Here is a 26,650-nt window from a genome sequence, read left to right on the forward strand (position 1 = left end):
ACGCCCGGTTACATTCCGAACCCGGAAGCTAAGCCTTTCAGCGCCGATGGTACTGCAGGGGGGACCCTGTGGGAGAGTAGGACGCCGCCGAACAATCATTGTGGGAAAGCCCCGCACCTTATGGTGCGGGGCTTTTCTGCGTTTACGGGGCAGTCCTGTTCCCTGCGGTGGGGCTCCCTTGTGTACAGGAAGCCCCACCGGGGTGTGTCAGAGGCGGCCGGCCGCCTTCAGGGCCAGGTAGGCGTCCGCGAGGGCGGGGGCCAGGTCGTCGGGTGTCGCGTCCACGACGGTGACTCCGTGGCGCTGGAGCTGTTCCGCGGTGCGGAGGCGCTGGGCCTGGGCCTGGGTGGCGGCAGCGGCCTCGTAGACGCCGTCGACCGTGCCGCGGGCGTCGGCCATGCGGGCGATGCGCGGGTCGGCGACGGCGGCCACCAGGACCGTGTGGCGCTGGGTGAGCTGCGGCAGGACGGGCAGGAGGCCCTCCTCGACCGGGGCCGCGTCCAGGCCGGTGAGCAGGACGATCAGGGACCGGCGGGGAGCGCGGGCCAGGGCGGTGGCCGCCATGCCGCGGGCGTCGGTCTCGACGAGTTCGGCTTCGAGGGGCGCCAGGGCGTCGACCACGGCGGGCAGCACGTCGCTCGCGGAACGGCCCTGGACCTGGGCGCGGAGGCGTCGGTCGTAGGCCAGGAGGTCCACGCGGTCGCCGGCGCGGGAGGCCAGGGCGGTCAGGAGGAGAGCGGCGTCCATTGAGGCGTCGAGGCGGGGAACGTCGCCGACGCGGCCGGCCGAGGTGCGGCCGGTGTCGAGGACGACGAGGATGTGCCGGTCCCGCTCGGGCCGCCAGGTGCGGACGGCGACGGTCGTCCGGCGGGCGGTGGCCCGCCAGTCGATGGAGCGGGTGTCGTCGCCGGGGACGTACTCGCGGAGACTGTCGAATTCGGTGCCCTCACCGCGCGTCAGAACGCTGGTGCGGCCGTCGAGTTCGCGGAGGCGGGCCAGGCGCGACGGCAGGTGCTTGCGGCTGGCGAACGGCGGCAGGACCCGGACCGTCCAGGGCACCTCGTGGTTGCCCTGGCGGGCTGCGAGGCCGAGCGGGCCGTACGAGCGGACGGTGACGCGCTCGGCGCGGTGGTCGCCTCGACGGCTGGGCCGCAGGCGGGTCGCGAGGCGGCGGCGTTCGCCGGCCGGGACCGTCAGCTTCTGGCGCGTGGGGTCCTGGGTGCTGCTCGGCGGCCAGGCGTCGCGGAGCTGGGCGCGCAGGCGGCGGCGGGACCGGTTGGTGACCGTGAGCTGGACGTCCGCGCCGTCACCCAGTCGAACGCTTGTGTCACCACTTCGGGTGAACTGGAGCGTTCTCACTGGCGCGGCCAACGCGTAGTCGCACAGAATCGCGAGTGAGAGGGGCGCGTTCACCGCGAGCATCCCCGTCCAACTGGGGGCGAGGATGCCTACGGGGAGTGATCCGAGGGCGGCGAGCAGCGCGGTTCGTCCGGTGAGGGCCATGGGGCGCCGTTCTCAGCGGGGTACGGGGACGTGGGCGAGGATCGAGTTGATGACGGAGTCGGAGGTGACTCCCTCCATCTCGGCCTCGGGCCGCAGTTGGACGCGGTGACGGAGGGTCGGCAGGGCCAGGGCCTTCACATCGTCCGGGGTGACGTAGTCCCGGCCGGTGAGCCAGGCCCAGGCGCGGGCCGTGGAGAGCAGGGCGGTGGCTCCTCGGGGGGAGACACCGAGAGTGAGCGAGGGGGATTCACGCGTGGCACGACAGATATCGACGACATAGCCGGCGATCTCGGGGGAGACGGCGACCTTGGCCACCGCCTCGCGGGCGGCCTGGAGTTCGGCCGGACCGGCGACCGGGCGGACGCCGGCGGCCTTCAGGTCGCGGGGGTCGAAGCCCTCGGCGTGGCGGGTCAGGACGCTGATCTCGTCCTCGCGTGAGGGCAGGGGGACCGTCAGCTTGAGCAGGAAGCGGTCGAGTTGGGCCTCGGGCAGGGGATAGGTGCCCTCGTACTCGACGGGGTTCTGGGTCGCGGCGACCAGGAACGGCTCGGGCAGCGGGCGGGGTTCGCCGTCCACGGTGACCTGGCGCTCCTCCATGGCCTCCAGGAGCGAGGACTGGGTCTTCGGAGGGGTGCGGTTGATCTCGTCGGCCAGCAGCAGGTTGGTGAAGACCGGGCCGGGCTGGAAGGAGAACTCGGCGGACCTGCTGTCGAAGACGAGTGAGCCGGTGATGTCGGCCGGCATCAGGTCGGGGGTGAACTGGACTCGCTTGGTGTCGAGTTCGAGAGCGGAGGCGAGCGCCCGGACGAGCAGGGTCTTCGCGACGCCGGGGACGCCTTCGAGGAGGACGTGCCCCCGGCAGAGCAGGGCGACGACGAGACCGGTGACGGCGGGGTCCTGGCCGACCACGGCCTTTCCGATCTCGGTGCGCAGGGCCTCCAGGGAGGCGCGTGCGGTGTCCGAGGTCGTGACGGTCTCGGGGGTCGGGGCGCTCATGAGGTGCGTACCTCTCTTTCGAGGGCGTCGAGTTGGTCCGCCAGGCGGATGAGGGCGGCGTCGTCGGCGGGTGCCGTGCCGAAGAGGAGGTCCCGGTGGTCCACGGCGTTCGCCGGGATCCGGGCGGAGAGTGCGGGGAGGAGGAGTTCGGCCGAGTGGGCGTCCCGGGTGGGGACGCCGAGGAGCGGGGCGAGCCGGGTGCGGCCCGCGGTGCGCAGCACGGTGGCGGCGCGGTCGCGGGCGTCGGCCTTGCGGTAGAGGCGGGCGCGGCCCTCGGTGGCCTCGGAGGCGCGGATGGCGACGGGGAGGCGTTCGGTGACGAGGGGGCCGAGGCGGCGGGCGCGCCAGACGGCGGCGAGCAGGGCCGCGACGGCTAGTTGCAGGGTGCCCCAGAGCCAGCCGGAGGGGATCAGGTCGAAGAAGGCGGTGCCGGTGTCCTCGGCCGCGGGGTCGGCCGGGGCGTCGGTGAGCGAGGGGAGGTACCAGACGAGATGGGGCCGGGAGCCGAGGAGTTGCAGCGTGAGGGAGGCGTTGCCCTGCTGGTCGAGCCGCTTGTTGTAGAGGGGTTCGGGGGAGCCGAGCAGGACGGTGTCGGCGGTGCCCTCGCCGGGGACGCGGACCAGGGTCGGCAGGCCGTCGGCGTAGTAGCAGCTGTCGGCGGTGGTGTGGTCGGTGACGTAGCGCTCGCCGCCGAGGTCGACACTGCCGGCGCGGGTGGCGGCGGTCAGGGTGCAGGCGGGTTCCAGGGATGTCACCCGAGTGTCGCCGCCGGTGCTGAGGCCGGGGACCAGGGTGCCGAGGGAGGGGGCGCCGGCACCGAGCAGGACGGTGCGGGCGGCCGAGCCCTTCATCGCTCCGTACAGCGTGGACTGCTGGTCGTAGGTGAGCAGGTCCGGCGCGGTGACGAGGAGCGTGGTGTCCGCGCCGGTGGCGGCGGTGGCTCCGGCGAGGGTGGTGGTCACCTCGACGGAGACGCCCTGGGCCTTGAGGAGTTCGGCGAGGGCGCGGCTGCCGTAGGGGTCGGCGGAGCGCGGGTCGAGGCGGCCGTGCTGGTCGGACGAGTTCATCGTGGCGAGGACGATGCCGCCGATCAGGATCAGGGCGAGGACCAGGAGGGCGCCGCGCGCGCGGGCCCAGAGCTGGCGGGGGGTGAGCGAGGTCGAGGTGGTGCTGGTGGCCGGCCGGCTCATCGGGGGGCCTCCGTGAAAGCGGTGGAGACGGCGGCCGGTTCGAGGGTCGGCCTGGTCCGCTCCACGGCGGTGTCGAGCTGCTCGACACGTCGGTACGCGGGCTCGTCGGCGGTGCGGCCGCCGTATGTGACGTCGTCGAAGGCGCGGGCGGCGGAGCGCAGTCCGTCGGCGTGCGCGGGCATCGACCGGCCGGCCTCCGCGGCGGCCTCGTCGGCGGTGCGGCCGGGGCGCGGGTCGAGCAGGGCGCGCTCTTCGAGGGAGCGGACGATCGCCCGCATCCGCTCCTGGACGGCCTGGTTCCACTGGCCGGCGGCGGCGTGCCGGGCGGCGGCCTCGCGGTGCTCGGCCGCGGTCCGGGGCCCGTCGTCGAACAGGGCGTCGCCGCCGGTGCCGGAGGGCGACCGGTGGGGGGTGCCGAGGCGCCACCAAAGGGCGCCGATCACGGCGAGCACGACTACGACGACGGCCACGAGGCCGACCACGCCCCCGGGGGTGACCCCGGAGGCCGAGTCGAAGAGACGTCCGATCCAGTCCCAGAAGGCGTTCAGGCCGCGCTGGAGCAGGTTGGGATCGTTCTCGTGGTACATCGGTTTGGACAGTTCCCGCTCGGCCGCCTCCTGGGCGGGGATGCGGGGTATGTCCACCGGTACGTCACCGGCCGTGCCCCCCGTGAGCCTCACGCCATCAGCCCCCGTAGCCGGGCAGACCGGCGGATCGGGCGAGTTCGAGGTCCAGGGCCTCCCGGCGGATGCGCTGGTCGACGTAGAGGAGCGCGGTCACGCCGGCGGAGATCGGGTAGGTGATCGCGTTGATGACCACTCCGCCGATGCCGGTGATGATCAGGAACGACCAGCTGTTCTCGGGAGTGGTGCCCGAGAGGAGCCCGCTGAAGCCGCCTTCGCTCGCGCCTATGGCGATGGCCGTGAACGGGATCGCGATGATCATCGCGAAGACGAAGATCATCAGCTGGGTGAGGACCAGGATGCCGAAGGTGCGCCACCAGGAGCCCTGGACCAGCTTGGCCGAACGCTTCAGGGCCGTGAGGATGCCCTGACGCTCCAGCATCAGCGCCGGGGAGGCGAGGGTGAAGCGGACGGTCAGCCAGACGGCGACCACGGCGGCCGCGATGAAGCCCACGCCGCTGAGGGCCATGCCGCCCGCGCCGCCGAGGAGCATGCCCGGCAGCAGGCCGACGAACACGATCCCGACGGTCATCCCCACCACCAGCAGGGTCAGGCCGATCACCGGGAGCAGCCGGGGCCTCGCCTCCTGCCAGGCGGCGCCGAGGGTGACGGGCCGGCCCAGGACGGCGCGGCTGATCACCACGGTGAGCAGCGCGGCGCAGACCAGGGTGGCGACCAGCATGATCAGGTAGGCCGGGGCCATGCCGATCAGGCTGTTCTTCATGGCGTCGGCGGTCTGCTGGAGTACCTCCGACGGGCTCGCGCTCGCATCCGCCGCGGGGGTGGCCGGTACGAGATAGCGCTGCGCGAGGATCTGGGCGACCTGGCCGATCACGGCGACCGTGACCGAGATGGTCAGCACCGTCTGCCAGTAGCGGCGCAGCGTCGTCACCGCGCCGTCGAGGATCTCGCCCATGGTGAGCGGGCGCAGCGGGATCACTCCCGGCTTCGCGGCCGGCGGGCGGCCCCACTGCTGGTACGGCGGCTGGCCGCCCCAGCCGGGGCCGGACTGCGCGCGGGCCGGGGCCGGGGCACCGGGGACCGGAGCGGTCGGCGGCTGCCACTGGCCGGCGGGCGGCTGTTCCTTGGACCAGTGGGGGGCGGAGCCGTCCGCGTCGCCGGGCGAGGCGGGCCGGGGAACGCCGGAGCCGTCCTGGCCGTCGGAGGGAGCGGATCCGGGCGAGGTCCAGCCCGGAGTGTCGTTCACGGTCGTCCACCTCGAGGAATGGTCGCGGGGCCGGATCGGCGAACCGGCTCGGTCACTGCGGCCTCCCGCCTGGTGCGGCGACGGGCCGGGAGCCATCGTGCCACGCGGGACCCGCCCGCGGGCGGGCCCTGTCCCACCTGGGTGCCTTGTGCCCGCCCACCCCCGGTGGAAGGGGCCGGGGGGCCGTCTCGTGGGCGCTTTCGATCAAGGTGGCGGAGGCCGGGTGCGAAGGCCGCCGATCGGGCCGGTCCTCGCCATGGGCCGGTGGTGGCCCCGCAGGGTACGGTTCTGGGCGACCACGGGGGGCACGGGGGTGACATCCATGTCTGACATCGACACCCACAGACACCGGCGGAAAACGGCGGGCAAGCACGGACGTCACCGCAGGTCGGTGAGGTATCTCACCAGTCGCCTTGAGACTGATACGGAAATGGGATGATGTCGATATGAAGGGACGCGTTCTTGTCGTCGACGACGACACCGCACTGGCCGAGATGCTCGGGATCGTGCTGCGTGGTGAAGGTTTTGAGCCGTCGTTCGTCGCGGACGGTGACAAGGCACTCGCTGCTTTTCGCGAGGCCAAGCCGGATCTGGTGCTGCTCGATCTGATGCTGCCCGGTCGGGACGGCATCGAGGTCTGCCGGTTGATCCGGGCCGAGTCCGGTGTGCCGATCGTCATGCTCACGGCCAAGAGCGACACGGTCGACGTCGTCGTGGGCCTGGAGTCCGGGGCTGACGACTACATCGTCAAGCCGTTCAAGCCGAAGGAGCTCGTCGCCCGGATCCGGGCGCGGCTGCGGAGGTCCGAGGAGCCCGCGCCGGAGCAGCTGGCCATCGGGGATCTCGTGATCGACGTGGCCGGGCACTCCGTCAAGCGGGACGGGCAGTCGATCGCGCTGACGCCGCTGGAGTTCGACCTGCTGGTGGCGCTGGCGCGCAAGCCGTGGCAGGTGTTCACGCGTGAGGTCCTGCTGGAGCAGGTCTGGGGTTACCGGCACGCCGCCGACACCCGGCTCGTGAACGTGCATGTGCAGCGGCTGCGCTCCAAGGTCGAGAAGGACCCCGAGCGCCCGGAGATCGTCGTGACCGTCCGCGGTGTCGGTTACAAGGCAGGGCCGAGCTGACATGAGCGCAGGCAGTACTGCTCCGAAGCCCGGGGATCCGGGAGTCCGTACGGGGCGGGCTGCCGGACCGGGGCGGGGGGGCTCGCGTTTCGGCCGTCTGCTCCAGGACGGGGCACCGGGCGGTCCCGCGTTCCGGCTCGTCGCGCGCTGGGTGCGCCGGCCGCTGCTGCCCGCCGTACGGCTGTGGCGGCGCAACCTCCAGGTGCGGGTGGTCGCCGGCACCCTGCTCATGTCGCTCGGTGTCGTGCTGCTGCTCGGCCTGGTCGTCATCGGCCAGGTGCGCAACGGGCTGCTCGACGCCAAGGAGAAGGCCGCGCAGAGCCAGGCCGCCGGTGGTTTCTCGGCGGCCCAGGACAAGGCGGCGACCACGCCGTCCGCCCCGGGCGGGCAGGACGGCGGCCGGGCCGGTGCCTCGGTGAACTGGCGCTCGACGCTGGTCGAGCAGCTGGCCAGTGGCGGGCAGAGCGCGTTCAACGTGGTCGCGCTGTCGCTGGAGACCGGGAACACGGCCAGCCGGGGCGCCCGCGCCTCGGGCGAGGTCGATCCGACCACCAGCATCCCCGCCGAGCTGCGGCACAACGTCGCCCAGGGCACCAGCACCTTCCAGCAGCCCGCGCGGATCCACTACACCAGCGGCAAGGCGTCCGAGCCCGGCCTGGTGATCGGCAAGCGGCTCAACGACGCCGACGGCACCCCGTACGAGCTGTACTACCTCTTTCCGCTGACGCAGGAGGAGGACTCCCTCGCGCTCGTGAAGACGACGCTCGCGACCGCCGGGCTCTTCGTCGTCGTGCTGCTCGGGGCCATCGCCTGGCTGGTCGTGCGCCAGGTCGTCACCCCCGTGCGGATGGCCGCCGCGGTCGCCGAGCGGCTGTCGGCCAGCGGGCTCCAGGAGCGCATGAAGGTCACCGGCGAGGACGACATCGCGCGCCTCGGCGAGGCCTTCAACAAGATGGCGCAGACCATCCAGCTGAAGATCCAGCAGCTGGAGGACCTGTCGCGGATGCAGCGGCGGTTCGTGTCGGATGTGTCGCATGAGTTGCGGACTCCGTTGACGACGGTCCGGATGGCGGCCGATGTCATCCACGAGGCTCGGGTCGACTTCGATCCGATTACCGCGCGCTCCGCCGAGCTGCTCGGCGACCAGCTCGACCGGTTCGAGTCGCTGCTGTCGGACCTGCTGGAGATCAGCCGCTTCGACGCGGGTGCCGCCGCTCTGGAGGCCGAGCCGATAGACCTGCGCCAGGTCGTACGGCGGGTCATCGGCGGCGCCGAGCCGCTGGCCGAGCGCAAGGGCAGCCGGATCCTCGTCGTCGGCGACGAGCAGCCCGTGGTGGCCGAGGCGGACGCCCGCCGGGTCGAGCGGGTGCTGCGCAACCTGGTCGTGAACGCCGTCGAGCACGGCGAGGGCCGGGACGTGACCGTGAAGCTGGCCGCCGCGGGCGGGGCCGTCGCCGTCGCCGTGCGCGACCACGGCATCGGGCTCAAGCCCGGCGAGGCGACCCGGGTCTTCAACCGGTTCTGGCGGGCCGACCCGTCCCGCGCGCGCACCACCGGCGGTACGGGCCTCGGCCTGTCGATCGCCGTCGAGGACGCGCGGCTGCACGGCGGCTGGCTCCAGGCCTGGGGCGAGCCCGGTGGCGGCTCGCAGTTCCGGCTGACCCTGCCGCGCACCGCGGACGAGCCCCTGCGCGGCTCGCCGATCCCGCTGGAGCCCGAGGACTCGCGGCGCAACCGCGAGCAGGCGGCCGCCTCGGCCGGGACCCGCCTGGCGGCGGTGCCCGCGCAGTCCGCAGGGGAGCATCCGGCTCTGCCCGTACCGCCGCGGATGCCGTCCGTGCCGCGGGCGACGGTGGATCCGACGGCCCTGCCGGGCAGTGGCGCGCGAGTGGTCGCGCGGCAGGCGACGGGGGCCGACGACGACGCGGGTGCCGGGAGCGAGCCGATGGCGTCGACGCGCGCCGAGCAGGAGGGCGGGACACGTGGGCGCTGACCTTCGAGGGACGAGGGAGGCCCTGGGGCGGGCACGGTCGGTGCGCGGCGTGGTGCTGCTGGCCTGCGGTTCGCTGCTGGTGGCCGGCTGCGCGAGCATGCCCGACCGCGGGGACGTACGGGCCGTGAAGGCGGCCAACGGCGGCGACTCGCAGGTGCGGGTGTACGCGGTCGCGCCCCGGGACAACGCCGATCCCGAGGAGATCGTCGACGGGTTCCTGGAGGCGATGACGAGTGACGACCCCGGCTTCGCGACGGCGCGGAAGTATCTGACCCGGCAGGCCGCGCGCACCTGGCGGCCGGAGGCGAGCATCACGGTGCTCACCAACGCGCCCGACCGCGACCAGGCCGACCGCATGGCCGACACGGAGAACCAGGGGAAGTCCTACCCGATCTCCGGTCGTCGGATCGCGAAGGTCGACGCCCGGCACGCGTACCGGCCGGAGGTCCCGGCCGAGTTCAACGAGTCGATCCACGTGGTGCAGCAGCCCTCCGCCGACGGCAAGGGCAAGGAGTGGCGCATCGACAGCCTCCCCTCGGGCCTGGTGCTCGGCGAGGCGGACTTCCTGCGCAACTACCGCTCGGTCAACAAGTACTACTTCGCCTCCGGGCAGGATTGGGTCGTCGCCGACCCGGTCTACATCCGGCAGCGGCAGGACCCGGTCACCCGCATGGACCCGGTGACGCAGACGGTGAAGGCGCTCCTGGAGGGGCCGACGGGCTGGCTCGGGCCGGCCGTCGACTCGCGCTTCCCCTCCGGTACGGAGCTGAAGAGGGGCGTCACGACGCTCACGACCGACGACCAGTCCACGCTGAAGGTCCCGCTCAACGCCAAGGCCGACCACGTCAGCGCCCTCGTCTGCAAGGGCATGGCGGCGCAACTGCTGTTCACGCTCGGGGACCTGACGTCGGCACGGGTGGAGCAGGTGGAGCTCCAGGGCAGCGACGGCAACCGGCTCTGCCTGCTCGGCAAGGGGCAGGCCACGGAGGAGTACTCGCCGGTGCGCGACCCGGGCCGGGGCGAGAACCCGTTCTTCGTCGACGAGCACGGCCGGCTGAAGATGCTGTCGGTCGCCTCGAAGCAGCTGGACAAGCCGGTCGAGGTGAGCGGACCGTTCGGCCGGGGCACGCTGCCGCTGACGTCCGTGGCGGTGGACCGCGAGGAGAACCGGGCCGCCGGGATCGTGCAGGAGGGCCGTGAGCTGCGGGTCGCGTCGATCACCTCCGACGAGGAGCCCGCGGCGCCGATCGTGACCAGCAGCGGCCTGCGGCACGAGGACCGCCTCTCGGCGCCGAGCTGGGACGGCCACGGCGACCTGTGGGTCGCCGACCGCAACCGGGCCAAGCCGCGCCTGTGGCTGGTGCCCGGCGGGCAGGGCGAGCCGGTCGAGGTCAGCACGCCGTGGCTGAAGGACGGCGCGCGGATCGAGTCCCTGCGGGTCTCCGCCGACGGCGTGCGGATCGCGCTGCTCGTGACGAAGGACGACCGCACGACCCTCCAGATCGGCCGGGTCGAGCGCACCCGCAGCGAGGGACGCGAGAGCGTCTCCGTCGAGTCCCCGCAGCGGGCCGCGCCGCGCCTGGAGTCCGTCACCTCCGTGTCCTGGGCGGGCCCGAGCCGCCTGGTCGTGGTCGGTACGGAGGCCGGCGGGGTGCAGCAGGTGCGGTACGTGCAGACGGACGGCTCGACGTCGACGACGTCGGTCCTGCCGGGCCTCAACGGGGTCACGGCGGTCGCCGCGCCGTACGGCGAGCAGTCGCCGGTGGTCGCGGACTCCGACAACGACGGCATCGTGCGGCTCGTGCCCGGGGCGAACTGGCAGCCCATCGTCAAGGGCGGGCGGTCGCCGGTCTACCCCGGCTGACGGCACCCGCGTCCACCCCGGCTGACGGTACCTGCGCCGCCCCTCTCGACCTGGTCCGGAGAGGGGCGGCGCCGGTTTTCCACAGGGGTGGCCGGGTGGGCTCCGCGGGAGGACAGTGGAGCCATGCGGGGGTGGTGGCGTGAGATCGCCGGGCTGGTGCTGCCGGTCGCCTGCGGAGGCTGCGGGAGACCCCGTACGGCGCTGTGCCCGCGGTGCGAGGCCGGGCTGACCGGCGCCGGTCCCCGCAGGGTGCGTCCGTGGCCCGAACCCCCGGGGCTGCCGGTCGTCCACGCCGCCGCGCCGTACGAGGGGGCCGTACGCGCGCTGCTCCTCGCCCACAAGGAGCGCGGGGCGCTGCCGCTCGCCGGAGCCCTCGGCGCCGCGCTCGCGGGTGCCGTGGCGGCCGCCACCGGGCCCTGTGAGGCGTCCGGGGGCCGACCGCTGCTCCTCGTACCGGTGCCGTCCTCGCGGCGCTCCGTACGCGCGCGTGGCCACGATCCGACCCGGCGGATCGCGCTGGCCGCGGCGGCGCGGCTGCGTCGTTCGGGCCGGGCGGCCCGGGTCCTGCCGGTGCTGCGGCAGGGCAGGGCGGTGGCCGACCAGACGGGGCTCGGGGCGCGTGGGCGGTTCGCCAACCTGGCCGGGGCCCTGGAGGTCGCCGCGGGGGGCGTACGGCTCCTGGACGAGGCCGCGCGGGAGGCCGGGAGAGTGGTTCTCGTGGACGACCTGATGACCACGGGGGCGTCGCTCGCGGAGGCGGCGAGGGCACTGGGTGCCGTCCGTCCTCGCGTACACCCCACGTTCATTCACGGATTACGAGGCGGCAAGGGCAGCCCGAAGGAACGTGTGGCGGAAGGCCTTTTCGAACAGCCGGCAGCGGCGGTAGTCGCATCCTCTCCGGCTTCGTTCGAAATAAACCGGAACTCATGGAGAACTTGCATCGTTGCAGGTGGTGAGAGGTGAGAACACCCGAATGGAGGTAAGTCCCGTCAGCGGGTGACGACACCCGTCCGAACGAGCTATGTTCGGTTGTGAGGAATGGCGAAGGCTATACCTCACCTAATGCACGGGTGCGCCTACAGGACAGGAGTTCAGGGCGAATTAACCTCTTGTTGATGGGGTGGGGTGCTTGCCGACTGGGGAGGAGAGGGGCGAAGTCGCCAAGTCCGAGACCCCGGCAATCGCCGGAGTCTGGTGCAAAGGGAGATGCTCGACGGCCAAGGAGCCGTAGTGAGCGATCCGGGAACGGAGTTCTGCGTGGACATCGTCGTCAAGGGCCGCAAGACCGAGGTGCCCGAGCGGTTCCGTAAGCACGTGGCCGAGAAGCTGAAGCTGGAGAAGATCCAGAAGCTCGACGGCAAGGTGATCAGCCTCGACGTCGAGGTGTCCAAGGAGCACAACCCGCGGCAGGCCGACCGGTCCGACCGCGTGGAGATCACCCTCCACTCCCGAGGCCCGGTGATCCGGGCGGAGGCGGCGGCCGGTGACGCGTACGCAGCGCTCGACCTCGCCAGCGACAAGCTGGAGACCCAGCTGCGCAAGCAGCATGACAAGCGGTTCACCCGCCGTGGCAACGGCAGGCTCTCGGCGGCGGAGGTCGCCGACGTGGTGCCGGGCGTCGCGTCGCTGAACGGCAACGGTCAGGTGGTGCCGGAGGAGTCCGGTGCCGTCCCCACCACGATGATGGGTTCGATCGAGGTCCAGGGCGAAGGACCGCTGGTGGTCCGCGAGAAGACCCACAAGGCCGCCCCCATGACGCTTGACCAGGCGCTCTACGAGATGGAGCTGGTCGGGCACGACTTCTATCTCTTCGTCGACTCCGACACGAAGCACCCCAGTGTCGTCTACCGGCGGCACGCCTACGACTACGGCGTCATCCACCTGGAGAGCGACCCGCTCGCGGGTGAGGACCTCGGCGGCGCGGGCGGCGCGCTCGGCGGCTGATCCGGCCCGCCCGAGCCCACCCCGTCGGCCGAGCCGCGGTCGATGATTTCGACACGGTGCCCCTGGAGCGCCCCCCGTGCTCCCAGGGGCACCCCTGTGTGACCGGAAACGACGGAATGCGACCGCGTGCGACCACGCGTTCACCGCGAGGGCGCCGGGGCATGAAATCATGGCGTGCACGCCAACCGGAGCTCCCTGAGCAGCGGTTGGAGGACCGAAAGCGATGCAGTACACGACTTCAGGCCACGGCCTTCAGGGGGAGGAACGATGGCGGACAGCTTCGGGCCGGTGCACGGCGGGCGAGAGTCACTGGGCACGGTGAATCCGGAGGGATCGGATCCGGCCATGGGCGCTTCGCGCGACGAGCCGATCCGGGTCCTGGTCGTGGACGATCACGCTCTTTTCCGCCGGGGACTGGAGATCGTCCTCGCGCAGGAGGAGGACATCCAGGTCGTCGGTGAGGCCGGGGACGGCGCGGAGGCCGTCGACAAGGCGGCCGATCTGCTGCCCGACATCGTGCTGATGGACGTGCGGATGCCCAAGCGCGGCGGGATCGAGGCCTGCACCTCGATCAAGGAGGTCGCCCCCAGCGCGAAGATCATCATGCTGACCATCAGCGACGAGGAGGCCGACCTCTACGACGCCATCAAGGCGGGCGCGACCGGCTACCTCCTCAAGGAGATCTCCACCGACGAGGTCGCCACCGCGATCCGCGCGGTCGCCGACGGACAGTCGCAGATCAGCCCCTCCATGGCCTCCAAGCTGCTCACCGAGTTCAAGTCGATGATCCAGCGCACCGACGAGCGCCGGCTGGTGCCCGCGCCCCGGCTGACCGACCGCGAGCTGGAGGTCCTCAAGCTGGTGGCGACCGGGATGAACAACCGGGACATCGCCAAGCAGCTGTTCATCTCCGAGAACACCGTGAAGAACCACGTCCGGAACATCCTGGAGAAGCTCCAGCTGCACTCCCGGATGGAGGCCGTGGTCTACGCGATGCGGGAGAAGATCCTCGAAATCCGCTGACGGGCCGCCCCCCCCCGGATCCGCCCCCGTCAGGCCCTCTCAGCCGAGCGACTTGACGAGCTCTGCCGCGAGTTCCGGATGATCCACGCGCTCCACCGCCACCGCGTCGCAGCCCACCCACTCGGCCGCCTCGCGCAGCGCCCGTGCCACCGCGGGCACCGCCTTCGGGCCGTCGAGGGACACCTGCCGGGCGACCAGCGTCCCGCCCTCCCGCGCCGGGTCCACCCGGCCGACCAGCCGGCCGCCGGACAGGACCGGCATGGCGAAGTACCCGTACACCCGCTTGTGCTTCGGCACGTACGCCTCCAGGCGGTGCGTGAAGCCGAAGATCCGCTCGGTGCGGGCCCGCTCCCAGATCAGCGAGTCGAAGGGCGAGAGCAGCGTCGTCCGGTGCCGGCCGCGCGGCTCGGCCGCGAGCGCCGCCGGATCCGCCCAGGCCGGCTTCCCCCAGCCCGCCACGGTCACCGGGACGAGCCCCGAGTCCGCCACCACCGCGTCGAAGGCCTCGCCCTTGATCCGGTGGTAGTCGGCGATGTCCGCGCGGGTGCCGACGCCCAGCGCCTCGCCCGCCTGCCGTACGAGCCGGCGCAGGCACTCCGTGTCGTCCAGGTCGTCGTGGAGCAGCGCCTCCGGGACGGCCCGCTCGGCCAGGTCGTAGACGCGCTTCCAGCCGCGCCGCTCGGTGACCACCACCTCGCCGTACATCAGCGCCCGCTCGACGGCGATCTTCGAGTCGGACCAGTCCCACCACTCGCCCTTGTTCTTCGCGCCGCCGAGCTCGGTCGCCGTCCGCGGGCCCTCGTCCCGCAACTGCCGGATCACGGCGTCGTACGCGCCGTCCGACAGCTCGTGCCCCCAGTGCGGGCGGTCGCGGTAGGCGCGGCGGCGGAAGGCGAAGAGCGGCCACTCCTCGATCGGCAGGATGCAGGCGGCGTGCGACCAGTACTCGAAGGCGTGGCCCTCGGTCCAGTACGCCTCCTCGACCGCGGTGCGGCCGACGGCGCCCAGGCGCGCGTACGGGATGAGCTCGTGCGAGCGGGCCAGCACGGAGATGGTGTCCAGCTGGACCTGCCCGAGGTGGCGCAGCACGCCGCGCACCCCGGCCCGGCGGTCGGGGGAGCCGAGGAACCCCTGGGCCCGCAGGGCGATCCGGCGGGCGTCGTCGGCGGACAGTTCGGCGGCGGGGCGCGGGGCGGTCGTCATGATCCGCACCTTAGAGGGCGGCACTGACAACGCTCCGGGCCTGCCGCCGCACCTCCCGTCGGCCGCGACCGCCCGCCGTCGGCAGCGCACCCCGGCCTCCTGCCGCCCGCCCTCACCCGCCCGACGGGAGGTACGGCAGCTTCGCCGGGAGGCCCAGGTCCGAGGGGAGCAGGGAGCCGAGCCAGGCGTCGCGGACCGTGCCGTTGTTGACCAGGCCGGCCCGCTCGACGCCCTCCAGGGTGAAGCCGGACCGTTCGGCCACCGCGCGGGAGGCGGTGTTGCCGACCTCGGCGCGCCACAGCAGCCGGTGGCAGCCGAGCGAGGTGAAGGCCCAGTGGGCGACGGCGCCGACGGTCTCCGTCATGTAGCCCTTGCCCCGGTGCTCCCTGGCGAGCCAGAAGCCGACCTCCCGGACGCCCTCCCCCCGGGCCATCAGACCCGTCGCGGCGAGCAGCGGCCCGCCCTGGACCGGCTCGACGGCGAAGGTGTACTCCCGGTCGGTGCTCCAGCCCTCGGGCACCAGGCGGTTGACGAAGAAGTCGGCGTCCTTGCGCTGGTACGGGGAGGGCACGGTGGTCCAGCGCTGGATGTCGGGGTCCTGACAGGCCGCGTAGACCGCCTCCGCGTCCTGCGGGGTGAAGAGGCGCAGGCGCAGCCGGTCGGTGGTGAGAGTGATGGGCTCCATGACGGAATTCTGGTGACCCGCCCGGACCGATGCGAACAGTTTTCGGTAATGGGCGGCACCTTCCGGTGGCCTCGTGCGTTCTCTCTGAGGGAGCTCTCGGAGAGCTCTCACGGGCGAGAGCGGGGCTCCGGCACAGCGGGCCTCCCTCCGCGACGGTGGTCTCGCTTACGATGGCCGTTGCGGTGGGGACCACCTGCCGTGCCCGCGCCCGAGTCATGACAAGACCCAGTGCCAGGCCCGACCGGCAAGGAGACCAGCCTCAGTGTCCGTCTTCAACAAGCTCATGCGTGCAGGCGAAGGCAAGATCCTGCGCAAACTGCACCGCATCGCGGACCAGGTCAACTCCATCGAAGAGGACTTCGTCAACCTCTCCGACGCCGAGTTGCGGGCGCTCACCGATGAGTACAAGCAGCGGTACGCCGACGGCGAGAGCCTCGACGACCTGCTTCCGGAGGCGTTCGCCACCGTCCGCGAGGGCGCCAAGCGCGTCCTCGGCCAGCGCCACTACGACGTCCAGATCATGGGCGGCGCCGCCCTGCACCTCGGCTATGTCGCCGAGATGAAGACCGGTGAGGGCAAGACCCTCGTCGGTACCCTCCCGGCGTATCTGAACGCGCTGTCCGGCAAGGGCGTCCACCTGATCACGGTGAACGACTACCTGGCCGAGCGCGACTCCGAGATGATGGGCCGCGTGCACCGCTTCCTGGGTCTGGAGGTCGGCTGCATCCTGGCCAACATGACCCCGGCCCAGCGCCGCGAGCAGTACGGCGCCGACATCACGTACGGCACGAACAACGAGTTCGGCTTCGACTACCTGCGCGACAACATGGCGTGGTCCCAGGACGAGCTCGTCCAGCGCGGCCACAACTACGCCTGTGTCGACGAGGTCGACTCGATCCTCGTCGACGAGGCCCGTACGCCGCTGATCATCTCCGGCCCGGCCGACCAGGCCACCAAGTGGTACGGCGACTTCGCCAAGCTGGTCACCCGCCTCTCCAAGGGCGAGCCCGGCAACCCGCTGAAGGGCATCGAGGAGACCGGCGACTACGAGGTCGACGAGAAGAAGCGCACCGTCGCCATCCACGAGTCCGGCGTCGCCAAGGTCGAGGACTGGCTGGGCATCGACAACCTCTACGAGTCGGTGAACACCCCGCTCGTCGGGTACCTGAACAACGCCATCAAGGCGAAGGAACTGTTCAAGAAGGACAAGGACTACGTCGTCATCGACGGCGAGGTCATGATCGTCGACGAGCACACCGGCCGTATCCTCGCCGGCCGCCGCTACAACGAGGGCATGCACCAGGCGATCGAGGCCAAGGAGGGGGTGCAGATCAAGGACGAGAACCAGACGCTCGCCACGATCACCCTCCAGAACTTCTTCCGCCTCTACGACAAGCTCTCCGGCATGACCGGTACGGCCATGACCGAGGCGGCCGAGTTCCACCAGATCTACAAGCTGGGCGTCGTCCCGATCCCGACGAACCGCCCCATGGTCCGCAAGGACCAGCCCGACCTGATCTACCGCACCGAGGTCGCCAAGTTCGCCGCCGTCGTCGACGACATCGCGGAGAAGCACGAGAAGGGCCAGCCGGTCCTCGTTGGCACCACCTCGGTCGAGAAGTCCGAGTACCTGTCGCAGCAGCTCAGCAAGCGCGGCATCCAGCACGAGGTGCTGAACGCCAAGCACCACGAGCGCGAGGCCAGCATCGTCGCGCAGGCGGGCCGCAAGGGCGCCGTGACCGTCGCCACCAACATGGCCGGCCGCGGTACGGACATCAAGCTGGGCGGCAACCCGGACGACCTCGCCGAGGCCGAGCTGCGCCAGTCCGGCCTGGACCCGGTCGAGCACGTCGAGGAGTGGGCCGCGGCCCTGCCCGGCGCCCTGGAGCGGGCCGAGAAGGCCGTGAAGGCGGAGTTCGAGGAGGTCAAGGACCTCGGCGGGCTCTACGTCCTGGGCACCGAGCGGCACGAGTCGCGTCGTATCGACAACCAGCTCCGCGGTCGTTCCGGCCGTCAGGGCGACCCGGGCGAGTCCCGCTTCTACCTGTCGCTCGGCGACGACCTGATGCGCCTGTTCAAGGCCGCCATGGTCGAGCGCGTGATGGCGATGGCGAACGTGCCGGACGATGTCCCGATCGAGAACAAGATGGTCACCCGGGCCATCGCCTCCGCGCAGGGCCAGGTCGAGAGTCAGAACTTCGAGACGCGTAAGAACGTCCTGAAGTACGACGAGGTGCTCAACCGCCAGCGCGAGGTCATCTACGGCGAGCGCCGCCGCGTCCTGGAGGGCGAGGACCTGCACGAGCAGGTCGGCCACTTCATGGACGACACGATCGACGACTACATCCGCCAGGAGACCGCCGACGGCTTCGCCGAGGAGTGGGACCTGGACCGGCTGTGGAACGCCTTCAAGCAGCTCTACCCGGCCAAGGTCACGGTCGACGAGCTGGAGGACGCGGCCGGGGACCGGGCGGGCATCACGGCCGAGTTCATCGCCGAGTCCGTCAAGAGCGACATCCACGAGCAGTACGAGTCCCGTGAGACGCAGCTCGGCTCGGAGATCATGCGTGAGCTGGAGCGGCGCGTGGTCCTGTCGGTGCTCGACCGCAAGTGGCGCGAGCACCTCTACGAGATGGACTACCTCCAGGAGGGCATCGGCCTGCGGGCGATGGCCCAGAAGGACCCGCTGGTCGAGTACCAGCGCGAGGGCTTCGACATGTTCTCCGCGATGATGGAGGGCATCAAGGAGGAGTCCGTCGGCTACCTGTTCAACCTGGAGGTCCAGGTCGAGCAGCAGGTCGAGGAGGTCCCGGTGCAGGACTCGCCGTCCCTGGAGAAGGACGCCGTCCCGGCCGGCCGCCCGGAGATCCGCGCCAAGGGCCTGGACGCGCCGCAGCGCCCGGACCGGCTGCACTTCTCCGCGCCGAAGGTCGACGGTGACGGATCGGTCGTCGAGGGCGACTTCGCCTCCGACGGCGGTGACGCGTCCGGCGACGGCATGACCCGCGCGGAGCGCCGCAAGGCGCAGAAGAACGCGGGCGGGCGCCGCCGGAAGAAGTAAGCGGCAGAGCTGGTACGAGGGGCCGGTCACCGGGTGCGGTGGCCGGCCCCTCGGCGTACGTACGGCCATGCGTGCGTACGGCTACGAGGGCAGGCCGTCGAGTTCCACCGCCGCGCAGCGCCAGCGGCGGTCCCGGCCGCGTTCCAGGCGGAAGGCCATGGCGCGGACCCGCTCGCCGGTCGCGATCGTCGCGCAGACCTCGACGGCGCCCGGGCCCGGTGGGCGCGCCGAGCAGTGGCGCAGGACCGGGCGGGGGCCGCAGGAGCGCAGCGGGGTCGTCGGGGCGAGCCGGACGAGCTGCTCGTACGCCTCGCCGATGGTGTGACCGAGCATCCAGTGCACCGGGCGCTCCCCGCTGAGCACCGCGAGCAGCTTCTCGGCGAAGAGGACGTGCGGGGGTGCCGTCCGGCGCGGGGCGGTGCCGGCACGGCCGCGGGGGCCGGTGCCTGCGGGGCCTGCGGGGCGGGTGGGGGTGTGCGTGGTCATCGGGGTCCCCGTTCGTCGCGATCGTCGCGGTGAGTCATCGACTGGTACCAGTCGGTAACTTCTTGGGGATCTTGTACGGGGGTGGCGGGCGTCCGGGCAAGGGGCGCGCATGCGTGTGCTGGGGCGCGCGGCGATTCACCTATCTGGGTGACGAGGGGCTCCGGGGGCCCATGGGGCCTTGGGGGCGCGACTCCCCGGGGTGACGGGGGGAGGGGTCGGGCCGGGGGCCCCGAAGGGGGACTCCACACGTATCCTGAGGGCGTCTCCGACTACGAAAGCGGCCAGCCATGCGCGTCTACGTCCCCCTGACCCTTCCCGGTCTCGCACAGGCGCACAAGGCGGGCGAGCTCGGCCCCGGGCCCCTCACCGCCTACGCCGTCACCCCCGCGCTGCGCGAGTGGTACGTCTCCGACGACATCGAGGAGCTGGAGTACGCGGCCCTCAACCGCGCCGCCGCGGCCTCGCTGCGGCTGCTCGCCGGTGACCCCGGGGCGGCGCGGCGCCGGATCGTCGTCGCGGTGGACGTGGCCGACAAGGACGCGGCCGTCGACCCCGACCGGGGGCTCGACGCGAGCGCGCTCGGTGAGGTCCGGATCGCCGGGGCCGTGTCGCTGGCCAAGGCCGCGGCCGTGCACGCCGACGCGGACGACGCCCGGGCGGACGTCACGGCCGCCGCGGACGCGCTCGGGGCGGCGGACCAGGGCGACGACGACGCCCAGTTCGTCGTGGACGGCGCCGAGGACCACGAGCTGCTCTGGTACGGGGTGCAGGAGATCCCGGCGCTGCTGGGCTGAGCCGACCGGTACCGTGCCTGCATGGGGAAGCACGGGAAGCATCTGGTCTGGGACTGGAACGGCACACTGCTCGACGACATCGGCGCGGTGATCGGGGCGACCAATGCCGCCTTCGCGGAGCTGGGGCTCGAACCGATCACGCTGGAGCGGTACCGCGAGCTGTACACGGTGCCGGTGCCGAAGTTCTACGAGCGGCTGATGGGGCGGCTGCCCACGTCCGAGGAGTGGACGGTGATGGACGGCGCCTTCCATCGGCACTACTGGCAGCGGGCCGAGGGCTGCGGGCTGACCGCGGGCGCGGCGGAGCTGCTGGCGGGGCGGCAGGCGTCCGGCTTCACCCAGTCGCTGCTGTCGCTCGCGCCGCACGAGGAGCTGCTGCCGCTGGTGCGGCGGCACGGGATCGCGGAGCGGTTCCTGCGGGTCGACGGGCGGGTGGACCGGTCCACGGACGGCAAGTCGGCGAACATGGTGCGGCATCTCGCGGCGCTGGAGGGTGTGCCGGCGGAGCGGGTCGTGGTCATCGGGGACGCGGCGGACGACGCGGTGGCCGCGGCGCATGTGGGGGCGCGGGCCGTGCTCTACACCGGGGGGTCGCACAGTCGGGCGTCGCTGGAGCGGGTGGGGGTGCCGGTGGTCGACTCGCTCGCGGAGGCGGTGGCGGTGGCGGAGGGGTTGGTCTAGGGCGGGGCTTTCCGGCGCGGTGCCGCGCCGGTGGGGGTGCGCCCGGCCTCCGGCCGGGCTGTGTTTCCCACCCGCACCACCCGTGCGACAACGACGACGTCTGCGGGACTTCCCGTGGGGGGCCGGGCGCCGTTGGCGGCTGCGGGCGGTGCCGGGGAGGGGGCCGTGCGGCCCGGTGGGGGGTTTGTGCCCACCCGTTCCGCCCTGCGGAACGATTGCCCACAAACCCCCGGCCGCAGGCCTCCTTACGCCTTCGTGTCTCGCAAGACCTTCAGGAATTCGCGCATCCAGCTCGGGTGGTCCGGCCAGGCTCGGGAGGAGACCAGGGTGCCGTCCACTACGGCGGCCGCGTCCTGGAAGGTGGCGCCGGCTGCCTGCATGTCGAGTTCCAGGGCCGGGTACGCCGTGACCTGGCGGCCCTCCAGGCTGCCGGTCGCGGCCGTCAGGAGGGGGCCGTGGCAGATCTGGGCCACGGGCTTGTCCGCGTCGAAGAAGGACTTGAGGATCTTGCGGAGTTCCGGGTCGTTGCGCAGGTACTCCGGGGCGCGGCCGCCCGGGATGACCACGGCCAGGTACTCGCCCGGGTCGACCTCCGAGAAGGCCAGGTCGGCCGGCCACGTGTAGCCCGGCTTCTCCGTGTACGTGTCGTAGCCCGGCTCGAAGTCGTGGACCACGAAGCGGAGCTGCTTGCGGGCGGGGGCCGCGATGTCGACCTCGTACCCCTCCTCCAGCAGGCGCTGGTACGGGTACATCACCTCCAGCGACTCCGCCGCGTCACCGGTCACGATCAGAATCTTCGCCACTGCGTCTCCCCAAGAGCGCTCGTCGGTCGGTATGCCCCGGGTAACCATTCGTCGCTGTCCACAGTGTCAAACTTCCCCCCCTGGTTTTGTACACATAAGGACCATGACGGTCCGGGGGTCAACAGCGATAGGCTTTTCCCGTGATCAGCGCGATACGCCGAGGGGGCAGTGCGGCCCCCGGCCTCCGCTCGGTTCGCCACGGCGACCGGGCCGATGGTGCGTTCGCCGATCCGTTCCGTCCGGGCACGACGGCCGTGATGGCCGATATGCGCCCGGACATCTCTCATCGCGGCATAACGTCGACCTCGACCGGTACCACCGCGTCGTGGCGTTGTGCCCTTTCTTCCACCGACGTCACGCAATGGCGCGCGACAGGAGTCAGAGGACATGCAGACCAAGCTGGACGAAGCCAAGGCCGAGCTGCTCGATCGGGCCGCCCGGGTAGCTGAGAACAGCCCGGTCGGGGGGCGACTTCCGACAGGGCCGGAGAACGGGGAGCGTCCGGACCGTGACACCCTGCTCGACTACCTCCAGCGCTACTACCTGCACACCGCGCCGGAAGACCTGACGGACCGCGACCCCGTCGACGTCTTCGGCGCCGCTCTCTCGCACTACCGCCTCGCGGAGAACCGTCCCCAGGGCACCGCGAGCGTCCGCGTCCACACGCCGACGGTGGAGGAGAACGGCTGGACCTGCAGCCACTCCGTCGTCGAGGTGGTCACCGACGACATGCCGTTCCTCGTGGACTCCGTGACCAACGAGCTGTCCCGCCAGGGCCGCGGCATCCACGTCGTCATCCACCCCCAGGTCCTCGTCCGCCGCGACGTGACCGGCAAGCTCATCGAGGTGCTCACCGAGCAGCCGAAGGGCGCCCTGCCGCACGACGCGCTCGTCGAGTCCTGGATCCACGTCGAGATCGACCGCGAGACCGACAAGGCCGACCTCAAGCAGATCGCCGCCGACCTGCTGCGCGTCCTGTCCGACGTCCGTGAGACCGTCGAGGACTGGGAGAAGATGCGCGACGCCGCGCTGCGCATCGCCGACGCCCTGCCCGACGAGCCCACCCCCGCCGACCTGCGGCCCACCGAGGTCGAGGAGGCCCGCGAGCTGCTGCGCTGGCTCTCGGACGACCACTTCACCTTCCTGGGCTACCGCGAGTACGAGCTGGTCAACGGCGACGCCCTGTCCGCCGTCCCCGGCACGGGACTCGGCATCCTGCGCGCCGACCCGCACCACAGCGGCGAGGACCCGCACGCCCACCCCGTCTCGCCCTCGTTCAGCCGGCTGCCCGCCGACGCCCGCGCCAAGGCGCGCGAGCACAAGCTGCTGGTCCTGACGAAGGCCAACAGCCGCGCGACCGTGCACCGCCCCTCGTACCTCGACTACGTCGGCGTGAAGAAGTTCGACGCCGACGGCAACGTCATCGGCGAGCGCCGCTTCCTCGGCCTGTTCTCCTCGGCCGCCTACACCGAGTCCGTGCGCCGCGTCCCGGTCGTCAAGCGCAAGGTGCAGGAGGTCCTGGAGGGCGCCGGCTTCTCGCCGAGCAGCCACGACGGGCGCGACCTGCTCCAGATCCTGGAGACCTACCCGCGCGACGAGCTCTTCCAGACCCCGGCCGACGAGCTGCGCGCCATCGTCACCAGCGTCCTGTACCTCCAGGAGCGGCGCCGGCTGCGGCTCTACCTGCGCCAGGACGAGTACGGCCGCTACTACTCGGCCCTCGTCTACCTGCCGCGGGACCGCTACACCACCCGCGTCCGGCTGCGGATCATCGACCTCCTGAAGGAGGAGCTCCAGGGCACCAGCGTCGACTTCACGGCCTGGAACACCGAGTCGATCCTCTCCCGCCTCCACTTCGTCATCCGCGTCGAGCCCGGCACCGATCTGGCCAAGCTGACCGAGGCCGACGTCGACCGCATCGAGGCCCGGCTCGCCGACGCCGCCCGCTCCTGGGCCGACGGCTTCGGCGAGGCGCTCAACGCCGAGCTGGGCGAGGAGCGCGCCGCCGAGCTGCTGCGCCGCTACGGCAACGCCTTCCCCGAGGGCTACAAGGCCGACCACTCGCCGCGCGCCGCCGTCTCCGACCTGGTCCACCTGGAGGCCCTGGCCGACAGCGACAAGGACTTCGCGCTCTCCCTGTACGAGCCCGTCGCCTCCGGCGCGGGCGAGCGCCGCTTCAAGATCTACAAGACCGGCGACCCGATCTCCCTCTCCGCCGTCCTGCCGGTCCTCAACCGGCTCGGTGTCGAGGTGACCGACGAGCGCCCGTACGAGCTGCGCTGCGCCGACCGCCCGCACTCCTGGATCTACGACTTCGGTCTGCGGATGCCCACGCCCACCGGCAACGGCGGCGACTACATCGGCGAGGACGCCCGCGAGCGCTTCCAGGAGGCCTTCGCGGCCACCTGGACCGGCGAGGCCGAGAACGACAACTTCAACTCGCTCGTCCTGTCCGCCGGGCTCACCTGGCGCGAGGCGATGGTGCTGCGCGCCTACGCGAAGTACCTGCGCCAGGCCGGTTCGACCTTCAGCCAGGACTACATGGAGGACACCCTCCGCAACAACGTCCACACCACCCGGCTGCTGATCAACCTCTTCGAGGCCCGGATGGCCCCGGAGCGCCAGCGTGCGGGCACCGAGCTGATCGACGGCCTCCTGGAGGAGCTGGACGGCGCCCTGGACCAGGTCGCCTCCCTCGACGAGGACCGGATCCTGCGGTCCTTCCTCACCGTCATCAAGGCGACCCTGCGGACCAACTTCTTCCAGAAGAACGCGGCCGGGCGCCAGCACTCCTACGTGTCGATGAAGTTCGACCCGCAGGCCATCCCCGACCTCCCGGCGCCCCGCCCGGCCTTCGAGATCTGGGTGTACTCGCCGCGCGTCGAGGGCGTCCACCTGCGCTTCGGCAAGGTCGCCCGAGGCGGTCTGCGCTGGTCCGACCGGCGCGAGGACTTCCGTACCGAGATCCTCGGCCTGGTCAAGGCGCAGATGGTGAAGAACACCGTCATCGTCCCGGTCGGCGCCAAGGGCGGCTTCGTCGCCAAGCAGCTCCCGGACCCGTCCGTGGACCGCGACGCCTGGCTGGCCGAGGGCATCGCCTCGTACAAGACCTTCATCTCGGCGCTGCTCGACATCACCGACAACCTGGTCGCCGGCGAGGTCGTGCCCCCGGTCGACGTGGTCCGCCACGACGAGGACGACACCTACCTGGTCGTCGCCGCTGACAAGGGCACCGCGACCTTCTCCGACATCGCCAACGGTGTCGCCGAGTCGTACGGCTTCTGGCTGGGCGACGCCTTCGCCTCCGGCGGCTCGGCCGGCTACGACCACAAGGGCATGGGCATCACCGCCCGCGGTGCCTGGGAGTCGGTCAAGCGCCACTTCCGCGAGCTGGGCCACGACACCCAGACCGAGGACTTCACCGTCGTCGGCGTCGGCGACATGTCCGGCGACGTCTTCGGCAACGGCATGCTGCTCTCCGAGCACATCCGCCTCGTCGCGGCCTTCGACCACCGGCACATCTTCCTCGACCCGACCCCGGACGCGGCCACCTCGTACGCCGAGCGCCGCCGCCTCTTCGAGCTGCCCCGCTCGTCCTGGGCCGACTACGACACCTCGCTCCTGTCGACCGGCGGCGGCATCCACCCGCGTACCGCCAAGTCGATCCCGGTCAACGCGCACGTGCGGGCCGCCCTCGGCATCGAGGACGGCGTCACCAAGATGACCCCGGCCGAGCTGATGAAGGCCGTCCTGCACGCGCAGGTCGACCTGCTGTGGAACGGCGGCATCGGCACCTACGTGAAGTCCTCGGCCGAGACCAACGCCGAGGTCGGCGACAAGGCCAACGACGCCATCCGCGTCGACGGCCAGGACGTCCGCGCCCAGGTCATCGGCGAGGGCGGCAACCTCGGCGCGACCCAGCTCGGCCGCATCGAGTTCGCCCGCTCCGGCGGCCCCGAGGGCACCGGCGGCAAGGTGAACACCGACGCCATCGACAACAGCGCCGGCGTCGACACCTCCGACCACGAGGTCAACATCAAGATCCTGCTCAACGGTCTGGTCGCCGAGGGCGACATGACCGTCAAGCAGCGCAACAAGATCCTCGCCGAGATGACCGACGAGGTCGGCGCGCTCGTCCTGCGCAACAACTACGCGCAGAACACCGCCCTGGCCAACGCGGTCGCCCAGTCGCCGTCCCTGCTGCACGCCGCCCAGCGCTTCATGCGCCGCCTGGGCCGCGACGGGGCGCTCGACCGCGCGCTGGAGTTCCTGCCCAACGACCGGCAGATCCGCGAGCTGCTCAACAGCGGCCGGGGCCTGAGCCAGCCCGAGCTCGCCGTCCTCCTCGCGTACACCAAGATCACGGTGGCCGACGAGCTGATCGGTACGGATCTGCCGGACGACCCGTACCTGCGGGGGCTGCTGCACGCGTACTTCCCGACGCTGCTGCGCGAGAAGTTCACCGAGGCCGTCGACAACCACGCGCTGCGCCGCGAGATCATCACCACGGTGCTGGTCAACGACACCGTCAACACCGGTGGCTCGACCTTCCTGCACCGCCTCCGCGAGGAGTCGGGCGCGTCCATCGAGGAGATCGTCCGGGCGCAGGCCGCGGCCCGCGCGATCTTCCGCCTGGGCGAGGTCTGGGACGCCGTCGAGGCGCTCGACAACAAGGTGCCGGCCGAGTTCCAGACCCGGATGCGCCTGCACTCGCGCCGCCTGGTCGAGCGCGGCACGCGCTGGCTGCTCAACAACCGGCCGCAGCCGCTCCAGATCGGCGAGACCATCGAGTTCTTCGCCGAGCGCGTCGAGCTGGTCTGGGAGAAGCTGCCGCAGCTGCTGCGCGGCTCGGACCTGGAGTGGTACGAGTCGATCCTGGCCGAGCTGACCGAGGTCGGCGTCCCGGAGGAGCTGGCGCTGCGCGTGGCCGGGTTCTCGTCCGCGTTCCCGACGCTCGACATCGTCGCCATCGCGGACCGCACCGGCCAGGACCCGCTGGCGGTCGCCGAGGTCTACTACGACCTGGCCGACCGGCTGAGGATCACCGACCTGATGGACCGGATCATCGAGCTGCCGCGCAGCGACCGCTGGCAGTCGATGGCCCGCGCCTCCATCCGTGAGGACCTGTTCGCCGCGCACGCCGGGCTCACGGCGGACGTCCTGGCGGCCGGGAACGGCACCTCCACGCCGGAGGAGCGGTTCAAGGCCTGGGAGGACGACAACGCGGCGATCCTGGGCCGGGCGCGCACCACCCTGGAGGAGATCCAGGGCTCGGAGGGCTTCGACCTGGCGAACCTCTCGGTCGCGATGCGGACGATGCGCACGCTGCTGCGGACGCACAGCTAGTCGCGGATACGCGAAGGGGGCGCCCCCACCGGTTCGTACCGGTGGGGGCGCCCCCTTTCCCGTA

General features: G+C 71.7%; 18 protein-coding genes, 1 rRNA gene and 1 pseudogene. 11 read left to right on the forward strand and 9 right to left on the reverse strand.

Annotated features, from left to right (window positions below; all coding sequences use genetic code 11):
• Positions 1 to 93 (forward strand): 5S ribosomal RNA (gene rrf, locus ABTZ54_RS15080); the annotation flags it as partial.
• Between the two features lie 114 nt (positions 94 to 207).
• On the opposite strand, the gene ABTZ54_RS15085 is transcribed toward rrf, so the two are convergent.
• From ABTZ54_RS15085 to ABTZ54_RS15105, 5 genes are read right to left on the reverse strand one after another with little or no spacing between them, the layout of a single operon-like run.
• Complete coding sequence (locus ABTZ54_RS15085; RefSeq protein WP_351662393.1) at positions 208 to 1,503, reverse strand: DUF58 domain-containing protein; 1,296 nt, start codon at positions 1,501 to 1,503, stop codon at positions 208 to 210.
• A 12-nt stretch (positions 1,504 to 1,515) separates the two neighbouring features.
• A complete protein-coding gene (locus tag ABTZ54_RS15090) occupies positions 1,516 to 2,499 on the reverse strand; it encodes an AAA family ATPase (RefSeq protein WP_351662396.1) in 984 nt (327 codons plus the stop codon).
• Positions 2,496 to 3,689: a DUF4350 domain-containing protein gene (locus tag ABTZ54_RS15095; RefSeq protein WP_351662398.1), complete on the reverse strand. Its 1,194-nt coding sequence runs from the start codon at positions 3,687 to 3,689 to the stop codon at positions 2,496 to 2,498. The genes ABTZ54_RS15090 and ABTZ54_RS15095 overlap by 4 nt, the downstream gene beginning before the upstream one ends.
• Positions 3,686 to 4,369: a DUF4129 domain-containing protein gene (locus tag ABTZ54_RS15100; protein WP_351662400.1), complete on the reverse strand. Its 684-nt coding sequence runs from the start codon at positions 4,367 to 4,369 to the stop codon at positions 3,686 to 3,688. Before ABTZ54_RS15100 ends, ABTZ54_RS15095 begins: the two co-directional genes overlap by 4 nt.
• Before the next feature lie 4 nt (positions 4,370 to 4,373).
• Positions 4,374 to 5,579, reverse strand: coding sequence for a DUF7847 domain-containing protein (locus tag ABTZ54_RS15105; protein ID WP_351662403.1), 1,206 nt, complete (start codon positions 5,577 to 5,579; stop codon positions 4,374 to 4,376).
• Between the two features lie 446 nt (positions 5,580 to 6,025).
• Between ABTZ54_RS15105 and mtrA the strand changes: the two genes are divergently transcribed.
• From mtrA to ABTZ54_RS15135, 6 genes and pseudogenes are all read left to right on the forward strand, one after another.
• The gene (gene mtrA, locus ABTZ54_RS15110) at positions 6,026 to 6,703 is read left to right on the forward strand and encodes a two-component system response regulator MtrA (protein WP_009333493.1); all 678 of its coding nucleotides are present in this window, start codon (positions 6,026 to 6,028) and stop codon (positions 6,701 to 6,703) included.
• 1 nt (position 6,704) lies between these two features.
• Entirely contained in the window at positions 6,705 to 8,696 is a 1,992-nt protein-coding gene (mtrB, locus tag ABTZ54_RS15115; protein WP_351662407.1) for an MtrAB system histidine kinase MtrB, read from the forward strand.
• A gap of 25 nt (positions 8,697 to 8,721) precedes the next feature.
• Positions 8,722 to 10,560: pseudogene (locus ABTZ54_RS15120) on the forward strand (LpqB family beta-propeller domain-containing protein); the annotation flags it as partial.
• A gap of 123 nt (positions 10,561 to 10,683) precedes the next feature.
• A complete protein-coding gene (locus ABTZ54_RS15125; RefSeq protein WP_351662410.1) occupies positions 10,684 to 11,523 on the forward strand; it encodes a ComF family protein in 840 nt (279 codons plus the stop codon).
• Positions 11,524 to 11,817: 294 nt separating this feature from the next.
• Positions 11,818 to 12,504, forward strand: a complete 687-nt coding sequence (gene hpf / locus ABTZ54_RS15130) for a ribosome hibernation-promoting factor, HPF/YfiA family (protein WP_502997252.1) — start codon at positions 11,818 to 11,820, stop codon at positions 12,502 to 12,504.
• A 267-nt stretch (positions 12,505 to 12,771) separates the two neighbouring features.
• On the forward strand, positions 12,772 to 13,527 hold the full coding sequence (locus ABTZ54_RS15135; RefSeq protein ID WP_351662415.1) for a response regulator: 756 nt from the start codon (positions 12,772 to 12,774) through the stop codon (positions 13,525 to 13,527).
• Between the two features lie 39 nt (positions 13,528 to 13,566).
• Here the strand turns inward: ABTZ54_RS15135 and ABTZ54_RS15140 are convergent, their stop codons facing one another.
• Together ABTZ54_RS15140 and ABTZ54_RS15145 are read right to left on the reverse strand one after the other, a co-directional pair.
• The gene (locus ABTZ54_RS15140; protein WP_351662418.1) at positions 13,567 to 14,730 is read right to left on the reverse strand and encodes a winged helix-turn-helix domain-containing protein; all 1,164 of its coding nucleotides are present in this window, start codon (positions 14,728 to 14,730) and stop codon (positions 13,567 to 13,569) included.
• Between the two features lie 112 nt (positions 14,731 to 14,842).
• Positions 14,843 to 15,415, reverse strand: a complete 573-nt coding sequence (locus tag ABTZ54_RS15145; protein ID WP_351662421.1) for a GNAT family N-acetyltransferase — start codon at positions 15,413 to 15,415, stop codon at positions 14,843 to 14,845.
• Positions 15,416 to 15,677: 262 nt separating this feature from the next.
• On the opposite strand from ABTZ54_RS15145, the gene secA reads away from it, so the two are divergent.
• Complete coding sequence (gene secA, locus ABTZ54_RS15150) at positions 15,678 to 18,476, forward strand: preprotein translocase subunit SecA (RefSeq protein WP_351662424.1); 2,799 nt, start codon at positions 15,678 to 15,680, stop codon at positions 18,474 to 18,476.
• 81 nt (positions 18,477 to 18,557) lie between these two features.
• Here the strand turns inward: secA and ABTZ54_RS15155 are convergent, their stop codons facing one another.
• A complete protein-coding gene (locus tag ABTZ54_RS15155) occupies positions 18,558 to 18,962 on the reverse strand; it encodes an Rv3235 family protein (RefSeq protein WP_351662426.1) in 405 nt (134 codons plus the stop codon).
• A 287-nt stretch (positions 18,963 to 19,249) separates the two neighbouring features.
• Between ABTZ54_RS15155 and ABTZ54_RS15160 the strand changes: the two genes are divergently transcribed.
• Together ABTZ54_RS15160 and ABTZ54_RS15165 are read left to right on the forward strand one after the other, a co-directional pair.
• A complete protein-coding gene (locus ABTZ54_RS15160; RefSeq protein ID WP_351662429.1) occupies positions 19,250 to 19,756 on the forward strand; it encodes a DUF6912 family protein in 507 nt (168 codons plus the stop codon).
• Between the two features lie 21 nt (positions 19,757 to 19,777).
• Entirely contained in the window at positions 19,778 to 20,437 is a 660-nt protein-coding gene (locus ABTZ54_RS15165) for an HAD family hydrolase (protein ID WP_351662432.1), read from the forward strand.
• Between the two features lie 245 nt (positions 20,438 to 20,682).
• Here the strand turns inward: ABTZ54_RS15165 and ABTZ54_RS15170 are convergent, their stop codons facing one another.
• Positions 20,683 to 21,240, reverse strand: a complete 558-nt coding sequence (locus ABTZ54_RS15170) for a DJ-1/PfpI family protein (protein ID WP_351662435.1) — start codon at positions 21,238 to 21,240, stop codon at positions 20,683 to 20,685.
• Between the two features lie 387 nt (positions 21,241 to 21,627).
• Between ABTZ54_RS15170 and ABTZ54_RS15175 the strand changes: the two genes are divergently transcribed.
• The gene (locus tag ABTZ54_RS15175; protein WP_351662511.1) at positions 21,628 to 26,586 is read left to right on the forward strand and encodes an NAD-glutamate dehydrogenase; all 4,959 of its coding nucleotides are present in this window, start codon (positions 21,628 to 21,630) and stop codon (positions 26,584 to 26,586) included.
• Positions 26,587 to 26,650 lie beyond the last annotated feature (64 nt).

Source organism: Streptomyces sp. NPDC094032 (assembly GCF_040303965.1).
Taxonomy (GTDB): Bacteria; Actinomycetota; Actinomycetes; order Streptomycetales; family Streptomycetaceae; genus Streptomyces.